At 38.3% G+C, this 16,297-nt stretch carries 17 protein-coding genes and 1 tRNA gene; 11 read left to right on the plus strand and 7 right to left on the minus strand.

The features are described from left to right. Nucleotides 1-2 precede the first annotated feature (2 nt). From JXQ92_RS14125 to coaE, 5 genes are read left to right on the plus strand one after another with little or no spacing between them, the layout of a single operon-like run. The gene (locus tag JXQ92_RS14125; protein ID WP_421987270.1) at nucleotides 3-308 is read left to right on the plus strand and encodes a YtxH domain-containing protein; all 306 of its coding nucleotides are present in this window, start codon (nucleotides 3-5) and stop codon (nucleotides 306-308) included. Between the two features lie 13 nt (nucleotides 309-321). Continuing rightward, nucleotides 322-855 (plus strand): DUF1573 domain-containing protein, encoded by a 534-nt coding sequence (locus JXQ92_RS14130; protein WP_421987271.1) that lies wholly within the window; start codon nucleotides 322-324, stop codon nucleotides 853-855. 9 nt (nucleotides 856-864) lie between these two features. Next, on the plus strand, nucleotides 865-1,188 hold the full coding sequence (gene yajC / locus JXQ92_RS14135) for a preprotein translocase subunit YajC (RefSeq protein ID WP_421987272.1): 324 nt from the start codon (nucleotides 865-867) through the stop codon (nucleotides 1,186-1,188). Between the two features lie 5 nt (nucleotides 1,189-1,193). Continuing rightward, nucleotides 1,194-2,168 carry a hypothetical protein gene (locus JXQ92_RS14140; RefSeq protein WP_421987273.1) on the plus strand — a complete coding sequence of 325 codons (975 nt, stop codon included), beginning with the start codon at nucleotides 1,194-1,196 and terminating at the stop codon, nucleotides 2,166-2,168. Further along, nucleotides 2,161-2,769, plus strand: a complete 609-nt coding sequence (coaE, locus tag JXQ92_RS14145; RefSeq protein ID WP_421987274.1) for a dephospho-CoA kinase — start codon at nucleotides 2,161-2,163, stop codon at nucleotides 2,767-2,769. Before JXQ92_RS14140 ends, coaE begins: the two co-directional genes overlap by 8 nt. Here coaE and JXQ92_RS14150 read toward each other — a convergent pair. After that, complete coding sequence (locus JXQ92_RS14150) at nucleotides 2,755-3,012, minus strand: hypothetical protein (RefSeq protein WP_421987275.1); 258 nt, start codon at nucleotides 3,010-3,012, stop codon at nucleotides 2,755-2,757. The genes coaE and JXQ92_RS14150 overlap by 15 nt on opposite strands. A 174-nt stretch (nucleotides 3,013-3,186) precedes the next feature. Between JXQ92_RS14150 and JXQ92_RS14155 the strand changes: the two genes are divergently transcribed. The 3 genes from JXQ92_RS14155 (at nucleotide 3,187) to JXQ92_RS14165 (ending at nucleotide 5,803) form a co-directional block, all read left to right on the plus strand. Beyond that, nucleotides 3,187-3,966 carry a hypothetical protein gene (locus JXQ92_RS14155; protein ID WP_421987276.1) on the plus strand — a complete coding sequence of 260 codons (780 nt, stop codon included), beginning with the start codon at nucleotides 3,187-3,189 and terminating at the stop codon, nucleotides 3,964-3,966. Between the two features lie 215 nt (nucleotides 3,967-4,181). Continuing rightward, nucleotides 4,182-4,376: a hypothetical protein gene (locus JXQ92_RS14160; RefSeq protein WP_421987277.1), complete on the plus strand. Its 195-nt coding sequence runs from the start codon at nucleotides 4,182-4,184 to the stop codon at nucleotides 4,374-4,376. Between the two features lie 104 nt (nucleotides 4,377-4,480). Continuing rightward, entirely contained in the window at nucleotides 4,481-5,803 is a 1,323-nt protein-coding gene (locus JXQ92_RS14165; RefSeq protein WP_421987278.1) for a tetratricopeptide repeat protein, read from the plus strand. On the opposite strand, the gene JXQ92_RS14170 is transcribed toward JXQ92_RS14165, so the two are convergent. The 4 genes from JXQ92_RS14170 to JXQ92_RS14185 all read right to left on the minus strand — a co-directional run bounded on the left by JXQ92_RS14170 (nucleotide 5,800) and on the right by JXQ92_RS14185 (nucleotide 8,344). Further along, nucleotides 5,800-6,132 carry a hypothetical protein gene (locus tag JXQ92_RS14170; RefSeq protein ID WP_069833627.1) on the minus strand — a complete coding sequence of 111 codons (333 nt, stop codon included), beginning with the start codon at nucleotides 6,130-6,132 and terminating at the stop codon, nucleotides 5,800-5,802. The genes JXQ92_RS14165 and JXQ92_RS14170 overlap by 4 nt on opposite strands. Nucleotides 6,133-6,202: 70 nt before the next feature. Beyond that, a complete protein-coding gene (locus JXQ92_RS14175; protein ID WP_421987279.1) occupies nucleotides 6,203-6,547 on the minus strand; it encodes a hypothetical protein in 345 nt (114 codons plus the stop codon). A 307-nt stretch (nucleotides 6,548-6,854) separates the two neighbouring features. Beyond that, nucleotides 6,855-6,930: transfer RNA gene (locus JXQ92_RS14180), tRNA-His, on the minus strand. Between the two features lie 76 nt (nucleotides 6,931-7,006). Next, nucleotides 7,007-8,344: a dihydroorotase gene (locus tag JXQ92_RS14185; protein ID WP_421987280.1), complete on the minus strand. Its 1,338-nt coding sequence runs from the start codon at nucleotides 8,342-8,344 to the stop codon at nucleotides 7,007-7,009. Nucleotides 8,345-8,460: 116 nt separating this feature from the next. Here JXQ92_RS14185 and JXQ92_RS14190 point away from each other — a divergent pair, with 116 nt between their 5' ends. Continuing rightward, complete coding sequence (locus JXQ92_RS14190) at nucleotides 8,461-9,732, plus strand: DEAD/DEAH box helicase (RefSeq protein WP_421987281.1); 1,272 nt, start codon at nucleotides 8,461-8,463, stop codon at nucleotides 9,730-9,732. A gap of 73 nt (nucleotides 9,733-9,805) precedes the next feature. Then, entirely contained in the window at nucleotides 9,806-10,681 is an 876-nt protein-coding gene (locus JXQ92_RS14195) for a DUF4097 family beta strand repeat-containing protein (protein ID WP_421987282.1), read from the plus strand. A 20-nt stretch (nucleotides 10,682-10,701) separates the two neighbouring features. Here the strand turns inward: JXQ92_RS14195 and JXQ92_RS14200 are convergent, their stop codons facing one another. Both JXQ92_RS14200 and JXQ92_RS14205 read right to left on the minus strand, forming a co-directional pair. Beyond that, a complete protein-coding gene (locus tag JXQ92_RS14200) occupies nucleotides 10,702-11,616 on the minus strand; it encodes a hypothetical protein (protein ID WP_421987283.1) in 915 nt (304 codons plus the stop codon). Between the two features lie 70 nt (nucleotides 11,617-11,686). Continuing rightward, complete coding sequence (locus JXQ92_RS14205; protein WP_421987284.1) at nucleotides 11,687-13,162, minus strand: M28 family peptidase; 1,476 nt, start codon at nucleotides 13,160-13,162, stop codon at nucleotides 11,687-11,689. A gap of 182 nt (nucleotides 13,163-13,344) precedes the next feature. Between JXQ92_RS14205 and gcvP the strand changes: the two genes are divergently transcribed. Further along, on the plus strand, nucleotides 13,345-16,242 hold the full coding sequence (gene gcvP / locus JXQ92_RS14210) for an aminomethyl-transferring glycine dehydrogenase (RefSeq protein ID WP_421987285.1): 2,898 nt from the start codon (nucleotides 13,345-13,347) through the stop codon (nucleotides 16,240-16,242). Nucleotides 16,243-16,297 lie beyond the last annotated feature (55 nt).

Below are 16,297 nucleotides of genomic sequence, written 5' to 3' on the forward strand. Positions count from 1 at the left end.
ATATGAGTAAAGGGTCAAGCAGTTTATTGGCATTTGTAATAGGTGCAGCAACAGGAACTATCTTAGGCATATTATATGCGCCAGATAAAGGGTCTAATACGAGAGATAAGTTGACTTATCAATTAGATAAGTATAAGAAACAGTTAGAAGTTCTACTTGAAGATTTAATTAACGGAAAAGTGGAAATTTCTTCTTCTGCCAAAGAGGAAGGGCAGAAAGTAGTTTCTGAGGCGCGTCAAAAGGCAGAAAAGCTTTTGAGCGATGTAGATGACCTAATTGGTCAGATTAAATCAGGTGATTCAGAGTAAAAAAAATAAAACTATGAAAACTAAATTAACAGTACTTGTAGCATTTGTCTTTGCGGCTATGCTTAGTAGTTGTGGTAATGACGCTGAAATGGAAAAGCGTATTGCCAATCTAGAAAGAAGAATTAATCAATTGGAAAATGGAGGAGTCGTTAGAAATGCTACTACACCAGTGCCAGCAACTACTGCATCGCAGTCAGTAGAAACCAACTTGACAGCAAATGCTGCCTTTAAGTGGGACAATACTATTTATAACTTCGGTACTATTAAACAAGGTGAAGTAGTTAATTATACTTTTAAATTCACTAATAACGGAACAGAAGATCTTCAAATTCAAAGTACTTCAGCCTCTTGTGGTTGTACAGTACCACAACATACAAAAGAGCCAATCCCTCCAGGGGGAACTGGTCAAATCGTTGTGAGATACGATAGCAAAGGCAAATCTGGTCAGCAGAGCCCTGTTATTACCGTAGTGGCTAACACTAGCCCAAGACAATCAAGATTAAGCTTAAGAGGTTTTGTTCAAGTGAACGCTGCGCCTCAACCATAATTTATATTAATGATATATTCGATTCTTTTACAAGCCGAAGCAGTACCGCAGGGTAACGGTTGGATGCAACAGTTGCTACTTTTTGGTGGTATTGCATTAGTGTTTTACTTTTTTATGATTCGTCCGCAGCAAAAAAAGCAGAAGGATCAGAAGAAATTTATCAGCGAAATTACAAAAGGAGACTCAGTAGTGACTATAGGAGGCGTGCATGGTAAAGTGTATGCTTCTGATGACGATACTGTGACTGTAGAAGTTGATAAAAGCACGAAAATTAAATTCGAGAGGTCAGCAATTTCTCTCGAGGCCAGTAAACGTGAAGCAGGCAAAGCCTAATTCAATTGAGAAGTGCAGAAGACATAATTGAAAAATTAAAAAGATCTTTTCAAACACCGAGTAGAAAAGACGAAAGAATAAAGGTGGTAGTTGTATGCATTGTCATATCTACCACCTTTTGGTTTTTTAGTGCGCTCAATAAGTCAGACTATATAAGTCAAATTAATTACCCTATAGAAATAATCTTCGATGATGAAGGTTATATCGCTACATCAGAATTACCAGATAGGATTCCACTAGAAGTTACAGGAGGTGGCTGGGACTTAATGACCCGTTCTTTCGGGTTTAATATGAATCCCATAAGCATACGGCTAAGTGATCCAGATGCATCTAATCATATATTAACCTCAACATTAAGAGGGCAACTTACTCCCGGTTTAGATCCCGTTATTGTCAACTATATTTTGGAAGATTCACTCACTTTCGATATTCAGAAAAGAGCCGCTAGAGTATTTGAACTCGCCTTAGACCCCGAATCAATCAGTTTAGACCCTGACTACAGAATAGTTTCTCCTATTTCAATCAATCCTAAAACCATCATCTGGACCGGACCTGAGAAATTGATCAATGCTCGGGATAGATTGATATATGTAAATGCAGGTATTGAAAATATAGATGAAGACGTGAATGAGACCGTAAATATTCCAGATCTACCAGAGTTTTTTAATTCTAATACTGAAAGTGTTGAGATAAGTTTTGAGGTTGTGAGAATGATGGATGTTGAAGTAGATTTGAATGTGGAATTAATAAATTTCCCTGATTCAATATGGAGTGTCGACCCTTCGGTTATAAAAGTTAGGTACAGAATAGAAGAAACAAAATTCGATGTAGCAGATACCTTAGGTATACGTTTAGTGGCAAACTATCAATCAATGAACCCCAGCGATTCGTCAATTGCCATTCAGGCTATTACAAATCAAGCCTATATCGAAGAGCTCAGGCTTGCCATACAACAAGTAAAAGGGCAGAATAATGAGTAAGCCCTTGTTAGTTGGTGTAACAGGAGGAATTGGTTCTGGCAAAAGCACCATCTGCAAGGTGTTTCAAATATTGGGCGTTCCAGTTTATTATGCCGATGATCGTGGTAAAGTCCTGATGACTTCAGATAAACGACTCATAGAGCAAATAAAGAATGAATTTGGCAGAGAGAGTTATTCAAAGCATGGCGTTTTGAACAGAGAGTACCTAGCAAAAAGCGTGTTTTCTGATGCTGAAAAACTTCAAAAGCTCAATTCGTTTGTCCATCCAGCGGTCGCAGAAGATTTTAAGCAATGGGTAGCTCTAAATGCCGATCAACCTTACTTACTAAAAGAAGCAGCGCTTTTATATGAAATTGGTTCCTACAAAGCATTAGATAAAACTATCTGTGTTCTTGCACCAAAGAATGTAAGAATGGACCGCGTATTATTGAGAGATATGCAAAGGTCTAAAGAACAGGTGGAACAAATCATGGAAAAACAAACGACCGATTCCAATAGAAAGAAATTGTCAGATTACGAGATAAGAAACGATGGCGATCTACTAGCTATACCTCAAGTTCTTAAGATTCATAAAGAACTTTTAGCCTCATTGGGCGACTGATTTAATACTAATCTGATCCTCATAAAACTTCATTCGACTATGGCTGAAATCCATTGGCTGAATTTTCTCGACTAAATCCAGTTTATGGTTGTAGAATACTTCAATGTATTCGTTCTCATATAAGTATAAGTTCACTTTATAGCCATAGTATCTTATGGATACCACAAAAGTACCTTCCAAGTATAGCTCCTTAGCCTGTTCGATAATCGAAAGTGAATAAAACGTTTTCTTGCGACTAAGCATAACTTAAGATAGTCATTTAATTGATCCGATTTCCATCATTTTTTCTCAATAACTAAGAATATACCCAAAAGTGGGTATTGTATAAAAACCCACGTAGTTCTAACATGCATCAGAATAGAGAAGCAATAATTGGGTGTGATAATTGTAGTCTCTATTTGTCTCAAAATCAGGCTCATGAGAAGACTCAACCGAAAGCAATTCCTAAAAGTCATAAAAGGCGAGGACCTAGAGTTCAGGATTAATTCATTTTCATTCAAATTACATGAGTCTGTCGTCATATCAGATGTACATCTTCCATACGATTTAACACTCGAATCTTGCAAACTTGAGAACTTGACCTTTATTAATTGTCGGTTTTCTGGAGACTTAGAGATTCAATCTTCTAAATTAGAATCGCTAAAATTTGAGTCATGCCAACTCCATAGTTTAGCCATTAATAAATCAGATATTTCAAGCATTATAGTCAAAAATTCTACTGAACTAAACTCCCTTAGAATAGGAGATAATGACATCAATAAAATTGAAATAACTGACAACCCTATTTATGAACTCATTCATTTGGGGTGTGGCAATAACATCAAGGAGTGTAACTTGTGGAATAACGGAGATCCAAGCAAGAACTCCTTTAGCACAAAGCTTTTCCTATGTCCTGAACGCTTTGATTCTATTCAAGTGGACCAAATGACAATTGACCTTTTGCATATAGGTACATTTGGTGAGTATGCACATTTCTCTTTGGCTAATCTTAAAGTTGATATTATTTTAATTGAAGGCTGTTCTCCAGATTTATCTAAAGTAAGCTTCAAGAATATTGAGCCAATCGATAAATCGGGTGGTGCAATTCATTTAGTGAATACAGCATATGATCAGGATCTTTTTGGCGATGCCTTTAAAGCTTATAAAGACACAAAAATCCATCACGATTTGGCCGAGATTTTATCACTTTTAGCCTAATTCTTGAGCAAGAGCGTTTTAGACTTGGTAATAGAGCAATTTGTACAAATTGCAGAATACTCATTTTTAATTTAAGTTGTCGAATAGGACACTCTCAGTATTTTCTTTCATAATTCGCATATCCTTTTAATATCAGGACTTTCCCAATAATTGTAGCCGATCAGTAAAGTGGATTCAATATATTGTTCCCCTCAATCAAAAAAAAATCGACTATTATGAAAAAGACAATGTTATTATTATTCGCCCTTTCAGTTCTAACTTTCGGATGTGCAGATAACTCGGAGGATACAATTCCTGATCCAGTAACACCTGAAATAAACTTAAATGACGATAAGAGTTCTACGGAGCCTGTGTCAGAAACTACGTCTAAGAAAGATGCGAAAAGAAAAGTCACTCGTGTAAGAGGCTAATTCTAATAATATATAGGTATCAAAAAAGGAGAAATGTATTAAGCATTTCACCTTTTTTTCTTACTTTCAAGGTCAATAACGATTTGAAAAACAGTTGTTTATAGATGTTGAAAGCAGTTTACATACTGATCCTTATTTTTTGCACACAACTTTTTGTTGTTGGTCAGCAAAATAGCGCTGATGAACTGCTTAATGATGCGCTTGAATTAATGGGCGAAGACCCAGAAAAAGCTATCGATTTAACGCATGAAGCTTTTAAGCTTGCAGGCAAAAATGGAGATAGCTATGGCATGATATTGGCCAAAAGTGTTATGGGCGATATTGGTATGCAAGAAAGTGATTTCGAATCCGCATACATTAACTTCTCCGATGCCCTCGAATATTTAGAAATAGCCGATACGGTTGATTTCTATAACAGTATGCTTATTCTAAGCAATCTAGCTGAGATTAAATCAATCTATGGCGACCATGGAGGTTCAGCAGACCTTTATCGCCTTTCTAACGAAGCTGCTACTAATTACGTAGAGAATTTTCCGGAAATCGCAGAAGAATATGGTGAACTTGATGTTTCTGTAGGGATCTTATATAATCAAGCCAAAGAGCTGAAGGAAGATGGTAGATACCTAGAAGCAGGAGATATTTTACTCAAGCTTTGGGACGACTCAGAGTTTGAAAAAGACACCATCCTTTTGGCCAAAGTTGTCAACGAACTAGGCATCATTAAAAAGGAAAATAAAGAGTATAATGCCGCCGCAGAGTTTTTCTCTATAGCAGCATTTGGTGAAGGCGTTGATGAATATATTCAAGCAATCGCGATGCACAATCTGGCTGATACTTATTTGGCTCAAAGTGATTTCGAGAAATCCGAGAAGTATTTTGCTCAGGCGCTAGAAAAGAAACAAGCTCATTCAAGTGAGTCATCACAATTCAGAACCTTATTAGGTCAAGGGGAATTATACTATAAAAAAGGTGATTTAGAACAAGCCATAGGTAAATGGGAGGTAGCACTATCTACTTTTGACAAAGTCGATAGTTATCCCGATTTATTCGTAGTTTATGATTGGCTTCAAAAGGCTTACCTGAAGTCTGATCTACAAAAAGCTTCCTTTTATGGCAACCTATATAGTGGTCATATAAAAGATTGGATGAAAGTTCAGAGTAGTCAAAAAAATAATACGCCAACACTCCAAGCTTTTAATACCAAGATAGATGGTATTCTTGCCGGTCGACAATTGAAAGCCGAGCGTTTAGCTTTGCTTAAGCGTTATTGGCCATTTGGCGTAGTTGCTTTACTATTGATCTTGTTATTAGTTTACACAGTACAAGTGAGTTTCAATCGAAGAAGAGAGCGTGTCCTTGAAGAAAGCTTAAAGTTAGATAGGGCCTCTGTAGCCAACGAAATTCTAGAAAGAATAAGAAGAGACTAAGCTTCTTTATTTCCCTCTACATACAATTCATATAATTCTTGAATCCCAGTTCTAAGTCTGTGATTTTCTTCTAGCGCATCTAACTCTGTATCGCTCAGTTCCCTTTTAATTGGTCCTTGATTTAGAATAAACCAATGGATATTGATTTCAGGATAAGCTCTAAGAATCCCTTGAATCGCATCGTATCCCGGTTTAGTGTTTTCCCGTAAGTATGCATCAACGGTAGGGGCTTTTAAGGAAACCTTACGTGCGAAAGCAGCCGTATTGCCATTTTCAAAATGCTCAATAATCCACTTAATTTTTTTTCCAGGATGTTGATCCAGATCCATTACTCTAAGATAAAATAATTTGACTAATCACTTAACGAATCGCATAAAGAGATTCTATTTTGTGGACTGATTAAGACTCTTCTATTACTTCTATTAGCGCAGTAACTTGATGGCTTGCAGCAGACTTTATCTGCCCTTTATCGATTGAATGGGCATGTTCGACTAGATCATGCCATCTTTCTTTGCAATTTAGACGTACCCTTTCTAAGTCTGACTTAAGTGCAATAGAATCAGTTGACCTCAGTTTTGCCTCCAAAAGTTGGAAAACAAATTCGAATTCTTCAGCATAAAACTCAGCGTCTACCAGCTTGCAAAGGTTATCGGCCAAGTTACCATTTAAGTGTTTTGTGTAATCGGGTTGTAGTTTATTTAAAGTAGGCTGTGTGTTTTTGTCATCGAATTTATTGTTTTTCAATTCCAAAGCATTTTAATTTCCTTCTATTATAAATTTACTTCTCCGAGGAGTGTTATGAAATTAGTTAAATGTCGGGAAAGCCCTTCTACCTTTTACACTATTTATGATGGGCTGTAGTTGTTGAAAGACATCAAGCGTATATGAATATTTATAAATGGATCATTGATTTAATGGGTAACTATTATTCTTTCTCTCTAACTGGCCAATTAAATTTATTATTCAAGGGATAATAATGGGCTAAAAAAATATTGATTGGTGGTGAGGGTATAAAAAAAAGAGTTTCCTTTTAAGAAACTCTTTTTAAAATGGGTGGAAGATGGGGCTCGAACCCACGACCCTCGGTACCACAAACCGATGCTCTAACCAACTGAGCTACAACCACCATATTCCTTACAGCTCTGTAAGGGTGTGCAAAAGTAAATGATCACATTTAAATTGCAAAAGAGTAAATACTAAATTTTATCTATCAAACTGAAGTCGACTTCCAGTTCCCACTTCTTGAACGATTCCTTTATCATAGACCAATTTCCCATTTACAATGGTATGGCTAACAGTCGATTTAAAAGTATGTCCTTCAAAAGGTGACCATTGACACTTATAGAGAAGGTTTTCCTTATTTACTGCATACTCAGAATTCATGTCAAAAATCGCTATATCGGCAAAGAAGCCTTCTTTTAAGTAACCTCTTTTTTCAATATCGAATAAATCTGCTACGGCATGAGATGTTTTTTCAACTATTTTTTCTAGCGTAATTTTCCCTTGGTGGTGAAGGTCTAATAGTGCAGGCAAGCAATGCTGAACTAAGGGGCCTCCTGAAGGAGCAGAGAAATAGGAGTTTTGTTTTTCTTCCAAAGTATGCGGTGCATGGTCTGTTGCGATCACATCAATCTTGTTTTCTATTACCGCTTGAAGTATGGCATCTCGATCAGTAGACTTTTTAACAGCAGGATTCCACTTTATAAAAGTCCCTTTCTCAGCATAGTCTTCATCTGAAAACCATAAATGATGTACGCATGCTTCAGCAGTGATTTTCTTCTCTTTTAAAGGAATATGATTATCGAATAACGCGAGTTCCTTGGCGGTAGATATATGAAGAATATGTAGTCTAGCTCCATTTTTTCGGGCTAAGTCTACTGCAAAAGAAGAAGACGCATAGCAAGCTTCTTCGTCTCTAATGATAGGATGCATGGCAATAGGTACATCTTCCCCATACTGCGCTTTTGCCTTCAGAATATTTCTTTGAATCACTTCTTCAGACTCACAATGAGTAGCAATTAAGGTAGGGGAATTAGCAAAAATGCCTTCAAGTGTTTTTTGGTTATCAACGAGCATATTGCCAGTAGATGAGCCCATGAACACCTTAACGCCACATACATTTCGTGGATCAGTCTTTAATACCTCATCTAAATTATCATTTGAAGCTCCCATAAAGAAACTGTAATTCGCTATGCTATTTTTTGCAGCAATGTCATATTTATCCTGAAGTAATTCTTGAGTCAAAGTATTTGGAACCGTGTTTGGCATTTCCATGAAAGAAGTGATACCACCAGCTACAGCGGCCCTAGATTCAGTATAAATTTCTGCTTTATGCGTTAACCCAGGCTGTCTAAAATGAACCTGGTCATCAATCAACCCAGGTATGATCATTTTTCCAGTAGCATCAATTACTTTATCGGCTTTCTTATGCTGTAAATCTTTACCTATAGTATGAATTAGGTTGTTTTCTATGTAAATATCAGCTTCGAAAATCTGGTTTTCGTTGACTAGGGTTCCGTTGAGTATCAGGATGGATGACATAATGATTTTATTTTGCAGACTGTTTCGCGTAATTGCGCTGTAAAGCAAGCACGAATCAACTTAAAATGGGAGTAGAAATTCAAAATTTTAATGATCTTAAATTAAATCGGCAGATTTTGAATGCAATCGGTGACTTAGGCTTTTCTAAACCTACGGAAATTCAGCAAAAAGCCATACCTGTTGCGCTTGCCGGCCATGACCTTTTAGGAATTGCCCAAACAGGGACCGGTAAAACGCTAGCCTTCGCTACTCCACTTATCATGAAGGTAAAATATGCCCAAGGAGACTCTCCAAGAGCATTAATACTGGCGCCAACTCGCGAGTTAGTGATACAAATTTCTGCGCATTTCACATCATTGGCCAAATACACCGATTTAAGAATAGTTACACTTTATGGTGGTTTGGGACCAAAACAACAACTAGAAAGTTTAGAGCAAGGTTGCGATATCCTAATCAGTACACCTGGAAGGTTTTTAGACTTATATAAGAAGGGAGCAATTTATCCTCGAAGTATTAAAACTCTAATTTTGGATGAGGCCGACAAGATGATGGATATGGGCTTTATGCCGCAGATCAGAAATATTTTAGAGCTGATCCCCACCAAACGTCAGAATATGCTGTTTTCCGCAACCATGCACGATAAAGTGGTGAAGCTGACGGAAGAGTTTTTAGAGTACCCAGAAAGAATTGAAGTAGCACCACAAGCTACTGTTGCCGAAACAATTGATCAGGTGCTTTATGAAGTACCAAACTTCAGAACTAAGCTAAATCTATTAAGTCACTTTCTTTCAGATAGTACTTTTGAGCGAGTGATCGTTTTTGTAAAAACTAAAACGGTGGCCGATAACATAGCTCATTTTTTAAGCCGAAAGTCTTTTGGACTAATTCGAGTAATTCATGCCAATAAAGGACAGAACTCTCGAATAAACGCAATGGATGAGTTCAAGGAAGGTCATGTGCGTGTTTTAGTTTCAACTGATGTCACTGCGCGCGGTATGGATGTATCCATGGTCAGTCATGTGGTTAACTTTGATCTGCCCATTATTTACGAAGACTATGTGCATAGAATAGGGAGAACAGGAAGAGCAGAACAAGAAGGAGTTGCAATTACTTTCGCAAATGAGCTAGAAATGCACCATGTGCCGAAAATTGAAGCACTGATTAAAGAAGAAATTCTTAAACAACCGATACCTGAAGGCGTGGCGATTGAAAAAACACCTTTCGCCGAACAACAAGAGATTAACAGAACTTTAGATAATATTCGAAGAAAGGCGGACCCTGATTTTAAAGGAGCTTTTCATGAAAAGAAAAAGAGTTTTGATAAGCCTGGGAAAGGTCAAAAAAGATCAGGAGGAAGGCGAGGCCAATCAGGAAGAAGAAAGAAGTGACCATTTCCTTTTGGTCAGAACCCATGCAAATATGTATCTTGCTGTTGTCAAAAATTAAACAACTCAAGATATTATGAAAATCAAGTTACTATTCACAAGCCTTTTTGTACTGATTTTGGCGACAAGCCAAGTATCAGCTCAAGACGATTCAGAATTCAATCTAGATAGAGTTTATAAGCTCGCAGCCGATGGCACGGTGCATATGAATACATCTGATGCCAATATTAAAATTACCGGCTCCAAGCGCTCAGATGTTCATGTGGATATACAACGTACCGAAGTTGTACGTGGAATAAGATCAAGAAGAAGTTCCTTTGATATAGAGGTTGAAGAAAAAAGTGGTGATTTATACATCACTGAAAGAACGAGTAGAGGAGTCAGTATTCAAATCGGATCAAGAAGAATTGATTATGAAATTGAGATTGAAATGCCTGAAACTGGTTCATTAAGGATTAAAGGTGATGACGATGATTACGTAATCCGAAGTGTAAATGGAGCAATTTCTATTGAAACAGATGATGGTGATGTAGAATTGTTGGATTGCAATGGCGATAACTTTGACATAGAGTTAGAAGATGGCGATTTGAAAATGGACGGGGGTCGAGGAACTATCTATGTAAAAGCCGATGATGGCGACGTAGATATAAGAAATGGTGCATTCGATAGAATGGAGTTAGATGCTGAAGATGGTAGCGTTTCGGTGGAAACAACTTTAGCTAAAAATGGAGACTATGAACTCGTTGGTGACGATGCAAGCATTGATTTTACTGTATTAGGTGGTGGCGGTGAATTTAACGTTACGAAAGACGATGGTAGAATTTCTGCATCATCCGATTATGATACCATTCAAAAATCAGAAAGACGTTCAAGACTCGAATTACCTGGAGGTGATGCTAAAGTTGATATAAGAATTGAGGACGGACGAGTGCGCCTCTCAACAAGCAATTAGAATCCACTAAAGAATTATTTTTAAGACGCTGGTTCCCTTGGGATCAGCGTTTCTTCTTCCATGTCCCAAAGCCATTCATTAACATTGGCACCCCCTAAGAAATAGTCTCTTGAAATGAGGCTCGAATCGGGTTCCGATGGTAAATCTAATTTTTCAAAATCATTGAATACAGGCTTCATCCTTTCCAAAATATTGATGTATTGTAAGTCCCCGAATCCTTGATGAGTTTGCCACCTTAGCATTTTACCGATTAGCTTCATTTTATCAGTTTCACCAGCATTAATAAAGTTGATAAACTGCTCCTCAATTTCTGTGAATCCAGTTTGCAAAGAAGGAAATCTTCTGAAGTGACTTTCCAGAGCAGCGGGTAAATACGACAACTCTCCGAATGGCATCAAAACATAATTATAAAGATCGTCAGGAGCGTTTGAGCAGTACACTTCATACAGATCTGAAGCATAATCGTATTCTCTTGTACCGAGTTTTACCCTTGTATTAAAAAAATCTTGATAAGTGTCGGCTGATAACTCCCCCAAACCATACAACTTACCTGAATCATCTATTTTTCCTATGCACACCAAAGTTGCGGTTCCCTGATAAGAGAACTTGTTGAGCCAGTGCATTAAAGCAATCATATTGATTTGACAAAAAAGGTCATATTCAAACCATAGGGTAATTTCACTGTAGTCAATCAGGTTATCAGTCAAAGTTTGAAAAGGGCGCTGCAGGGCTTCTTTATACTTGCCAGAAGCTATGTCGAATTCCTTTGACATAAACTGATCTCTTTGTTGCCAGAATTCCTCGCTAGCAAAGTTGCTATGAACAGGCCCATTACTCAGTACTTCTCTCCAAACAAAAGTATCTCCCTCTATTCCTGAAGCTTTAAAAATGTTTAAGGTGCTATCACCGTTTAAAATATGAAGTGTCTTTGTCATAGGTATAAAAAAAGAGGCTACCATAAAGTAGCCTCAAATTCATGTTATTCACAAAAGTAAATAGCGCTTATTATCTGTTATAGTCCATGTCATCAGTTCTGTCGACAGGAGTTCTATCATTTCTGTTAGCAAGAATCCAAGCCGTATGAAAAACCAGTCTAGCTCTTTTAGCCATTACGTCAAATTCAATTTTATCAACCGTATCAGAAGGCCTGTGGTAGTCTGCATGAACACCATTGAAGTAGAAAATGATCGGAATACCTTTTTTAGCAAAGTTATAGTGATCTGATCTGTAGTAGAAACGGTTAGTGTCTTTAGGGTCGTCGTAACGATAATCTAAATTCAAACCAGTATATGTAATATTAGCATACTCAGAAATGATCTTCAAATGGCTTGAAAGCTTTTCTGAACCTATAGCGTAAACATAATCTCTATCACTCTCATGATCAGGATCTACACGACCGATCATGTCAATGTTAAGGTTGTTTACAGTGTTTTCGATTGGGAAAAGAGGGTTGTCAGCATAGTATGCCGATCCTAAAAGACCTTTTTCTTCACCTGTAACATTTAAGAAAAGGATACTTCTCCTTGGTCTGTTTCCTTCGTTAGCCGCTTGAGCAAATGCTTCGGCAATTTCCATAACACCAGTAGTACCTGATCCATCATCATCAGCACCGTTGTTAATAACTGTACCATCCTCATTCTGGCCGATGTGGTCATAGTGAGAAGAAATAACCAATACCTCGTCCTTCAAGTCTGTACCTTCAAGGAAAGCAACCATATTTTCTGTTTTAAGCTCAGCTACTTTTTCTTTTACCTGAAAACGAACATTTCTCTCCTTGATACTAGCCGGAGAATCCATGTTTGCGTCTAATTTTTCCACAGAAGTATTCAACAATTCAGACCCCATCTTCTTAGTAATGTAAAAGATGATGCTTTCGTTGCCAGTCAGCTCTTTGTTAAATCTTAGACGACCTTTAAGTCTGAATCTTGCTTGCCTTGGCATAGTTTGCATAAACTGCTCATCATTGCCGCTCATGATAAATATTGCTTTGGCACCTGATTCTCTCAGTTTACCGAGCGTTTCTCTTGAAGCACCCGCAATCATTACACCTTTACCAGTTACGTCCATATTTGCTATGTCTGAACCGTTTCCAATAAACATGGTAGGTAATTTCATTTCCTTAGCCATATTAGCACTTCCGGCAAAGATGAAGTCAACACCGTTCTTTTTCTTTCCGCCTTTTCCTTTGATGTACACATCAGTCCAATCAGACTGGTACATGCTGAATTTTTGACGATAAGTACCATCAGCAGGTCCTTGAAGACCAATTTCTTTGTAGAAGTTTTCTAGAAAAGCGGAAGCTTTCTTCTGTCCCTCAGTACCAGTTTCTCTACCTTCGAATTCGTCCGAAGCAAGTACTGTAAGCTTTTCTCTCATTTGCTCTGGCGTAATCGTTTTAGCGTACTTAATAGATGCATCTTGTGCAGCTACACTAAAACCGAGTGCCATTAATCCTAAAAAGGATACCTTTAATTTCCTCATTTTATAAACAATTTGTTATCACAGTTTTTTAAGTGCCTAAAGCTAATCAATATTTTAAAAGCCCACGAAAATCTTATTTAGACGGATGGCTTTTTTGATCGGATATGTAAGGAAATCAACCCTTTGTCTCTTACATTTGTGCAACTTTTGGAAGAGGAAATAACAATCAATGAAATTCGGAAATGACAAAAATTGATATAACACAAGCCCCTAAATTTGAGGATCGTCATAATAGCCCTCAAGCATCAGAAATTGAATCTATGTTGAAAGTTATCGGTGCCGATAGCTTAGATACTTTAATAGACCAAACTGTTCCTGAAAACATTAGAATGAGTGGGGCAATGAACCTGCCTGCCGCAAAGTCTGAATTTCAATTCTTAAATGACTTAAAAAAGACCGCTTCGAAAAATAAGCTCTTTAAGTCTTACATCGGAATGGGATACTATGGCACAGTTGTACCTGGCGTTATCCAAAGAAATATTCTTGAGAATCCAGGATGGTATACAGCCTACACGCCTTACCAGGCAGAAATTGCACAAGGCAGACTTGAGGCTTTAATAAACTTCCAAACATTGGTAATCGATTTAACCGGTATGCCAATTGCTAACGCTTCGCTCTTAGACGAATCAACAGCTGCTGCTGAAGCAATGACTATGTTTGCTGGCCTTAGAAAAAAAGATAAGAAAAAAGCGAACAAGTTTTTCGTTGATCAAAACACCTTCCCACAGACGCTCGACGTATTGAAAACAAGAGCCATTCCCGTAGGGATTGAATTAGAAATAGGAGAAATCGATAAGGTTGATTTGACGGATCAGAATTTATACGGTGTACTCTATCAGTATCCTGGTGGAGATGGTAATGTAAAAGATTTAACTGCATTTACGGCAGCAGCGAAAGAGCAAAATGTTTTTGTTGTAGCCGCGGCTGACTTAATGTCTCTGACCCTATTAACACCTCCAGGTGAAATGGGCGCCGATGCCGTTGTAGGGACTACTCAGCGTTTTGGCGTGCCAATGGGATTTGGTGGACCTCATGCCGCGTATTTTGCAACACAAGAAGCATACAAAAGACAAATTCCAGGTAGAATCATAGGTGTTTCTGTTGATAGCCATGGAAACAAGGCTTACAGAATGGCACTTCAAACCCGCGAACAGCACATTAGAAGAGAAAAAGCCACTTCAAATATTTGTACAGCTCAAGTTTTATTGGGTGTTATGGCTGGAATGTATGGTGTATATCATGGCCCAAAAGGACTTACAGCCATAGCTCAAAAAATACATGGTTCTGCAAAATTACTAGCTAATGCTTTAACTAGTTTGGGCGTAGAACAACTCAATGATGTTTTCTTCGATACGATACGGGTGAAAACAGATCACTCTGATCAGATCAGAAGCATTGCTGAATCAAAAGAGATAAACTTCAGGTACTTCGAAAACGGAGATGTAGGTATTTCGGTGGATGAAACAACGGGATTAGCCGATTTACAAACTGTTCTAGATGTGTTTGCAGAAGCGACTGGAAATAGCCAGAACTTAGACCTTGAGACACTTGCCAAAGCAGTGGAAATAGATTTTCCAGAGACTTTGAAAAGAACTTCGGACTTTTTAACTCATCCTGTATTCAACCAATATCACTCAGAGCACGAAATGCTCAGATACATTAAGCGATTAGAGAACAAAGACTTATCATTAGTTCATTCAATGATTTCTCTCGGTTCTTGTACCATGAAATTGAATGCTACCGCTGAAATGGTTCCGGTTACATGGCCTGAGTTTGGAAATATTCATCCATTTGCTCCTGCCGATCAGACAGGAGGCTATCAGCAGATGTTCAAAGAATTAGTTACGTGGTTGTCCGAAATCACTGGTTTCGCCGATGTTTCTTTACAGCCGAATTCTGGCGCTCAAGGAGAATATGCAGGTTTAATGGTGATCAGAGCTTATCACCAAAGTCGTGGAGATCACCATAGGGATGTAGCTATTATTCCTACTTCAGCACACGGAACTAACCCCGCTTCTGCAGTAATGGCAGGGATGAAAGTTGTTTTAGTGAAATGTGATGAGAGAGGTAATATTGACCTTGACGATCTTAAAGCAAAAGCGGAAGAACATAGCGAGAACTTAGCAGCGCTAATGGTTACTTATCCTTCAACACACGGCGTATTTGAAGAAGGTATAATAGATATTTGCGCCTTAATCCATGAACATGGTGGTCAAGTCTATATGGATGGAGCCAACATGAACGCGCAAGTAGGTCTGACGAGTCCAGGTTTGATAGGAGCCGATGTATGTCACCTAAACCTGCATAAGACATTCTGTATTCCACATGGTGGTGGAGGCCCCGGCATGGGACCTATCGGAGTTGGAGCACATTTAGCACCATTCTTACCTGGTAGTCCAGTAGTGAAAGCAGGAGGAGATCAAGCGATTACAGCCATTTCTGGTGCAGCATGGGGAAGCGCAAGTATTTTGACAATCTCTTATGCCTATATCGCGTTGATGGGCCCTGAAGGATTGACTAACGCAACGAAAATTGCCATTCTTAATGCAAACTATATCAAAGCAAGATTAGAGCAAGAATTCCCAATCCTTTATACAGGATCAAAAGGAAGATGCGCACATGAAATGATTGTTGATTGCAGAGAGTTTAAATCGGTGGGGGTTGAAGTCGAAGATATCGCTAAGCGATTGATGGATTATGGATTCCACGCACCAACAGTTTCTTTCCCAGTAGCAGGTACAGTTATGATTGAGCCAACTGAATCTGAATCACAAGCGGAATTAGATCGTTTTTGTGATGCTATGTTGAGCATTCGAGCAGAAATCGCTGAAATCGCTAACGGAGAAGCAGAAGTTGGGAATAATGTTTTGACGAACGCACCTCATACGGCAGGTTTGGCATTATCAGAGAATTGGGATAAACCATACGGAAGAGAAAAGGCAGTATATCCTGCACCATATGTAAGGCAATCGAAATTTTGGCCAACGGTGGGTAGAATTGATTCTGCGTACGGTGATAGAAATCTAATGTGTAGTTGTATTCCTGTTTCGGATTATGCCGAGGAAGAAGCCATGGCTTAAGATTAAAGTTGCAAACTAGGAGATTAGAAAAAGGCCCCGACTTGTCGGGGCCTTT

It is taken from the genome of Roseivirga sp. (genome assembly GCF_049099775.1).
Lineage (GTDB): Bacteria > Bacteroidota > Bacteroidia > Cytophagales > Cyclobacteriaceae > Roseivirga.

Bases quoted from the DNA above. Each gene is read 5' to 3' on its own strand.
- gcvP (WP_421987285.1), top strand. From the start codon at position 13,345: ATGACAAAAATTGATATAACACAAGCCCCTAAATTTGAGGATCGTCAT.
- coaE (WP_421987274.1), top strand. From the start codon at position 2,161: ATGAGTAAGCCCTTGTTAGTTGGTGTAACAGGAGGAATTGGTTCTGGC.
- yajC (WP_421987272.1), top strand. From the start codon at position 865: ATGATATATTCGATTCTTTTACAAGCCGAAGCAGTACCGCAGGGTAAC.
- JXQ92_RS14165 (WP_421987278.1), top strand. From the start codon at position 4,481: ATGTTGAAAGCAGTTTACATACTGATCCTTATTTTTTGCACACAACTT.
- JXQ92_RS14185 (WP_421987280.1), bottom strand. From the start codon at position 8,344: ATGTCATCCATCCTGATACTCAACGGAACCCTAGTCAACGAAAACCAG.
- JXQ92_RS14150 (WP_421987275.1), bottom strand. From the start codon at position 3,012: ATGCTTAGTCGCAAGAAAACGTTTTATTCACTTTCGATTATCGAACAG.
- JXQ92_RS14195 (WP_421987282.1), top strand. From the start codon at position 9,806: ATGAAAATCAAGTTACTATTCACAAGCCTTTTTGTACTGATTTTGGCG.
- JXQ92_RS14200 (WP_421987283.1), bottom strand. From the start codon at position 11,616: ATGACAAAGACACTTCATATTTTAAACGGTGATAGCACCTTAAACATT.
- JXQ92_RS14205 (WP_421987284.1), bottom strand. From the start codon at position 13,162: ATGAGGAAATTAAAGGTATCCTTTTTAGGATTAATGGCACTCGGTTTT.
- JXQ92_RS14160 (WP_421987277.1), top strand. From the start codon at position 4,182: ATGAAAAAGACAATGTTATTATTATTCGCCCTTTCAGTTCTAACTTTC.
- JXQ92_RS14155 (WP_421987276.1), top strand. From the start codon at position 3,187: ATGAGAAGACTCAACCGAAAGCAATTCCTAAAAGTCATAAAAGGCGAG.
- JXQ92_RS14125 (WP_421987270.1), top strand. From the start codon at position 3: ATGAGTAAAGGGTCAAGCAGTTTATTGGCATTTGTAATAGGTGCAGCA.
- JXQ92_RS14170 (WP_069833627.1), bottom strand. From the start codon at position 6,132: ATGGATCTGGATCAACATCCTGGAAAAAAAATTAAGTGGATTATTGAG.
- JXQ92_RS14130 (WP_421987271.1), top strand. From the start codon at position 322: ATGAAAACTAAATTAACAGTACTTGTAGCATTTGTCTTTGCGGCTATG.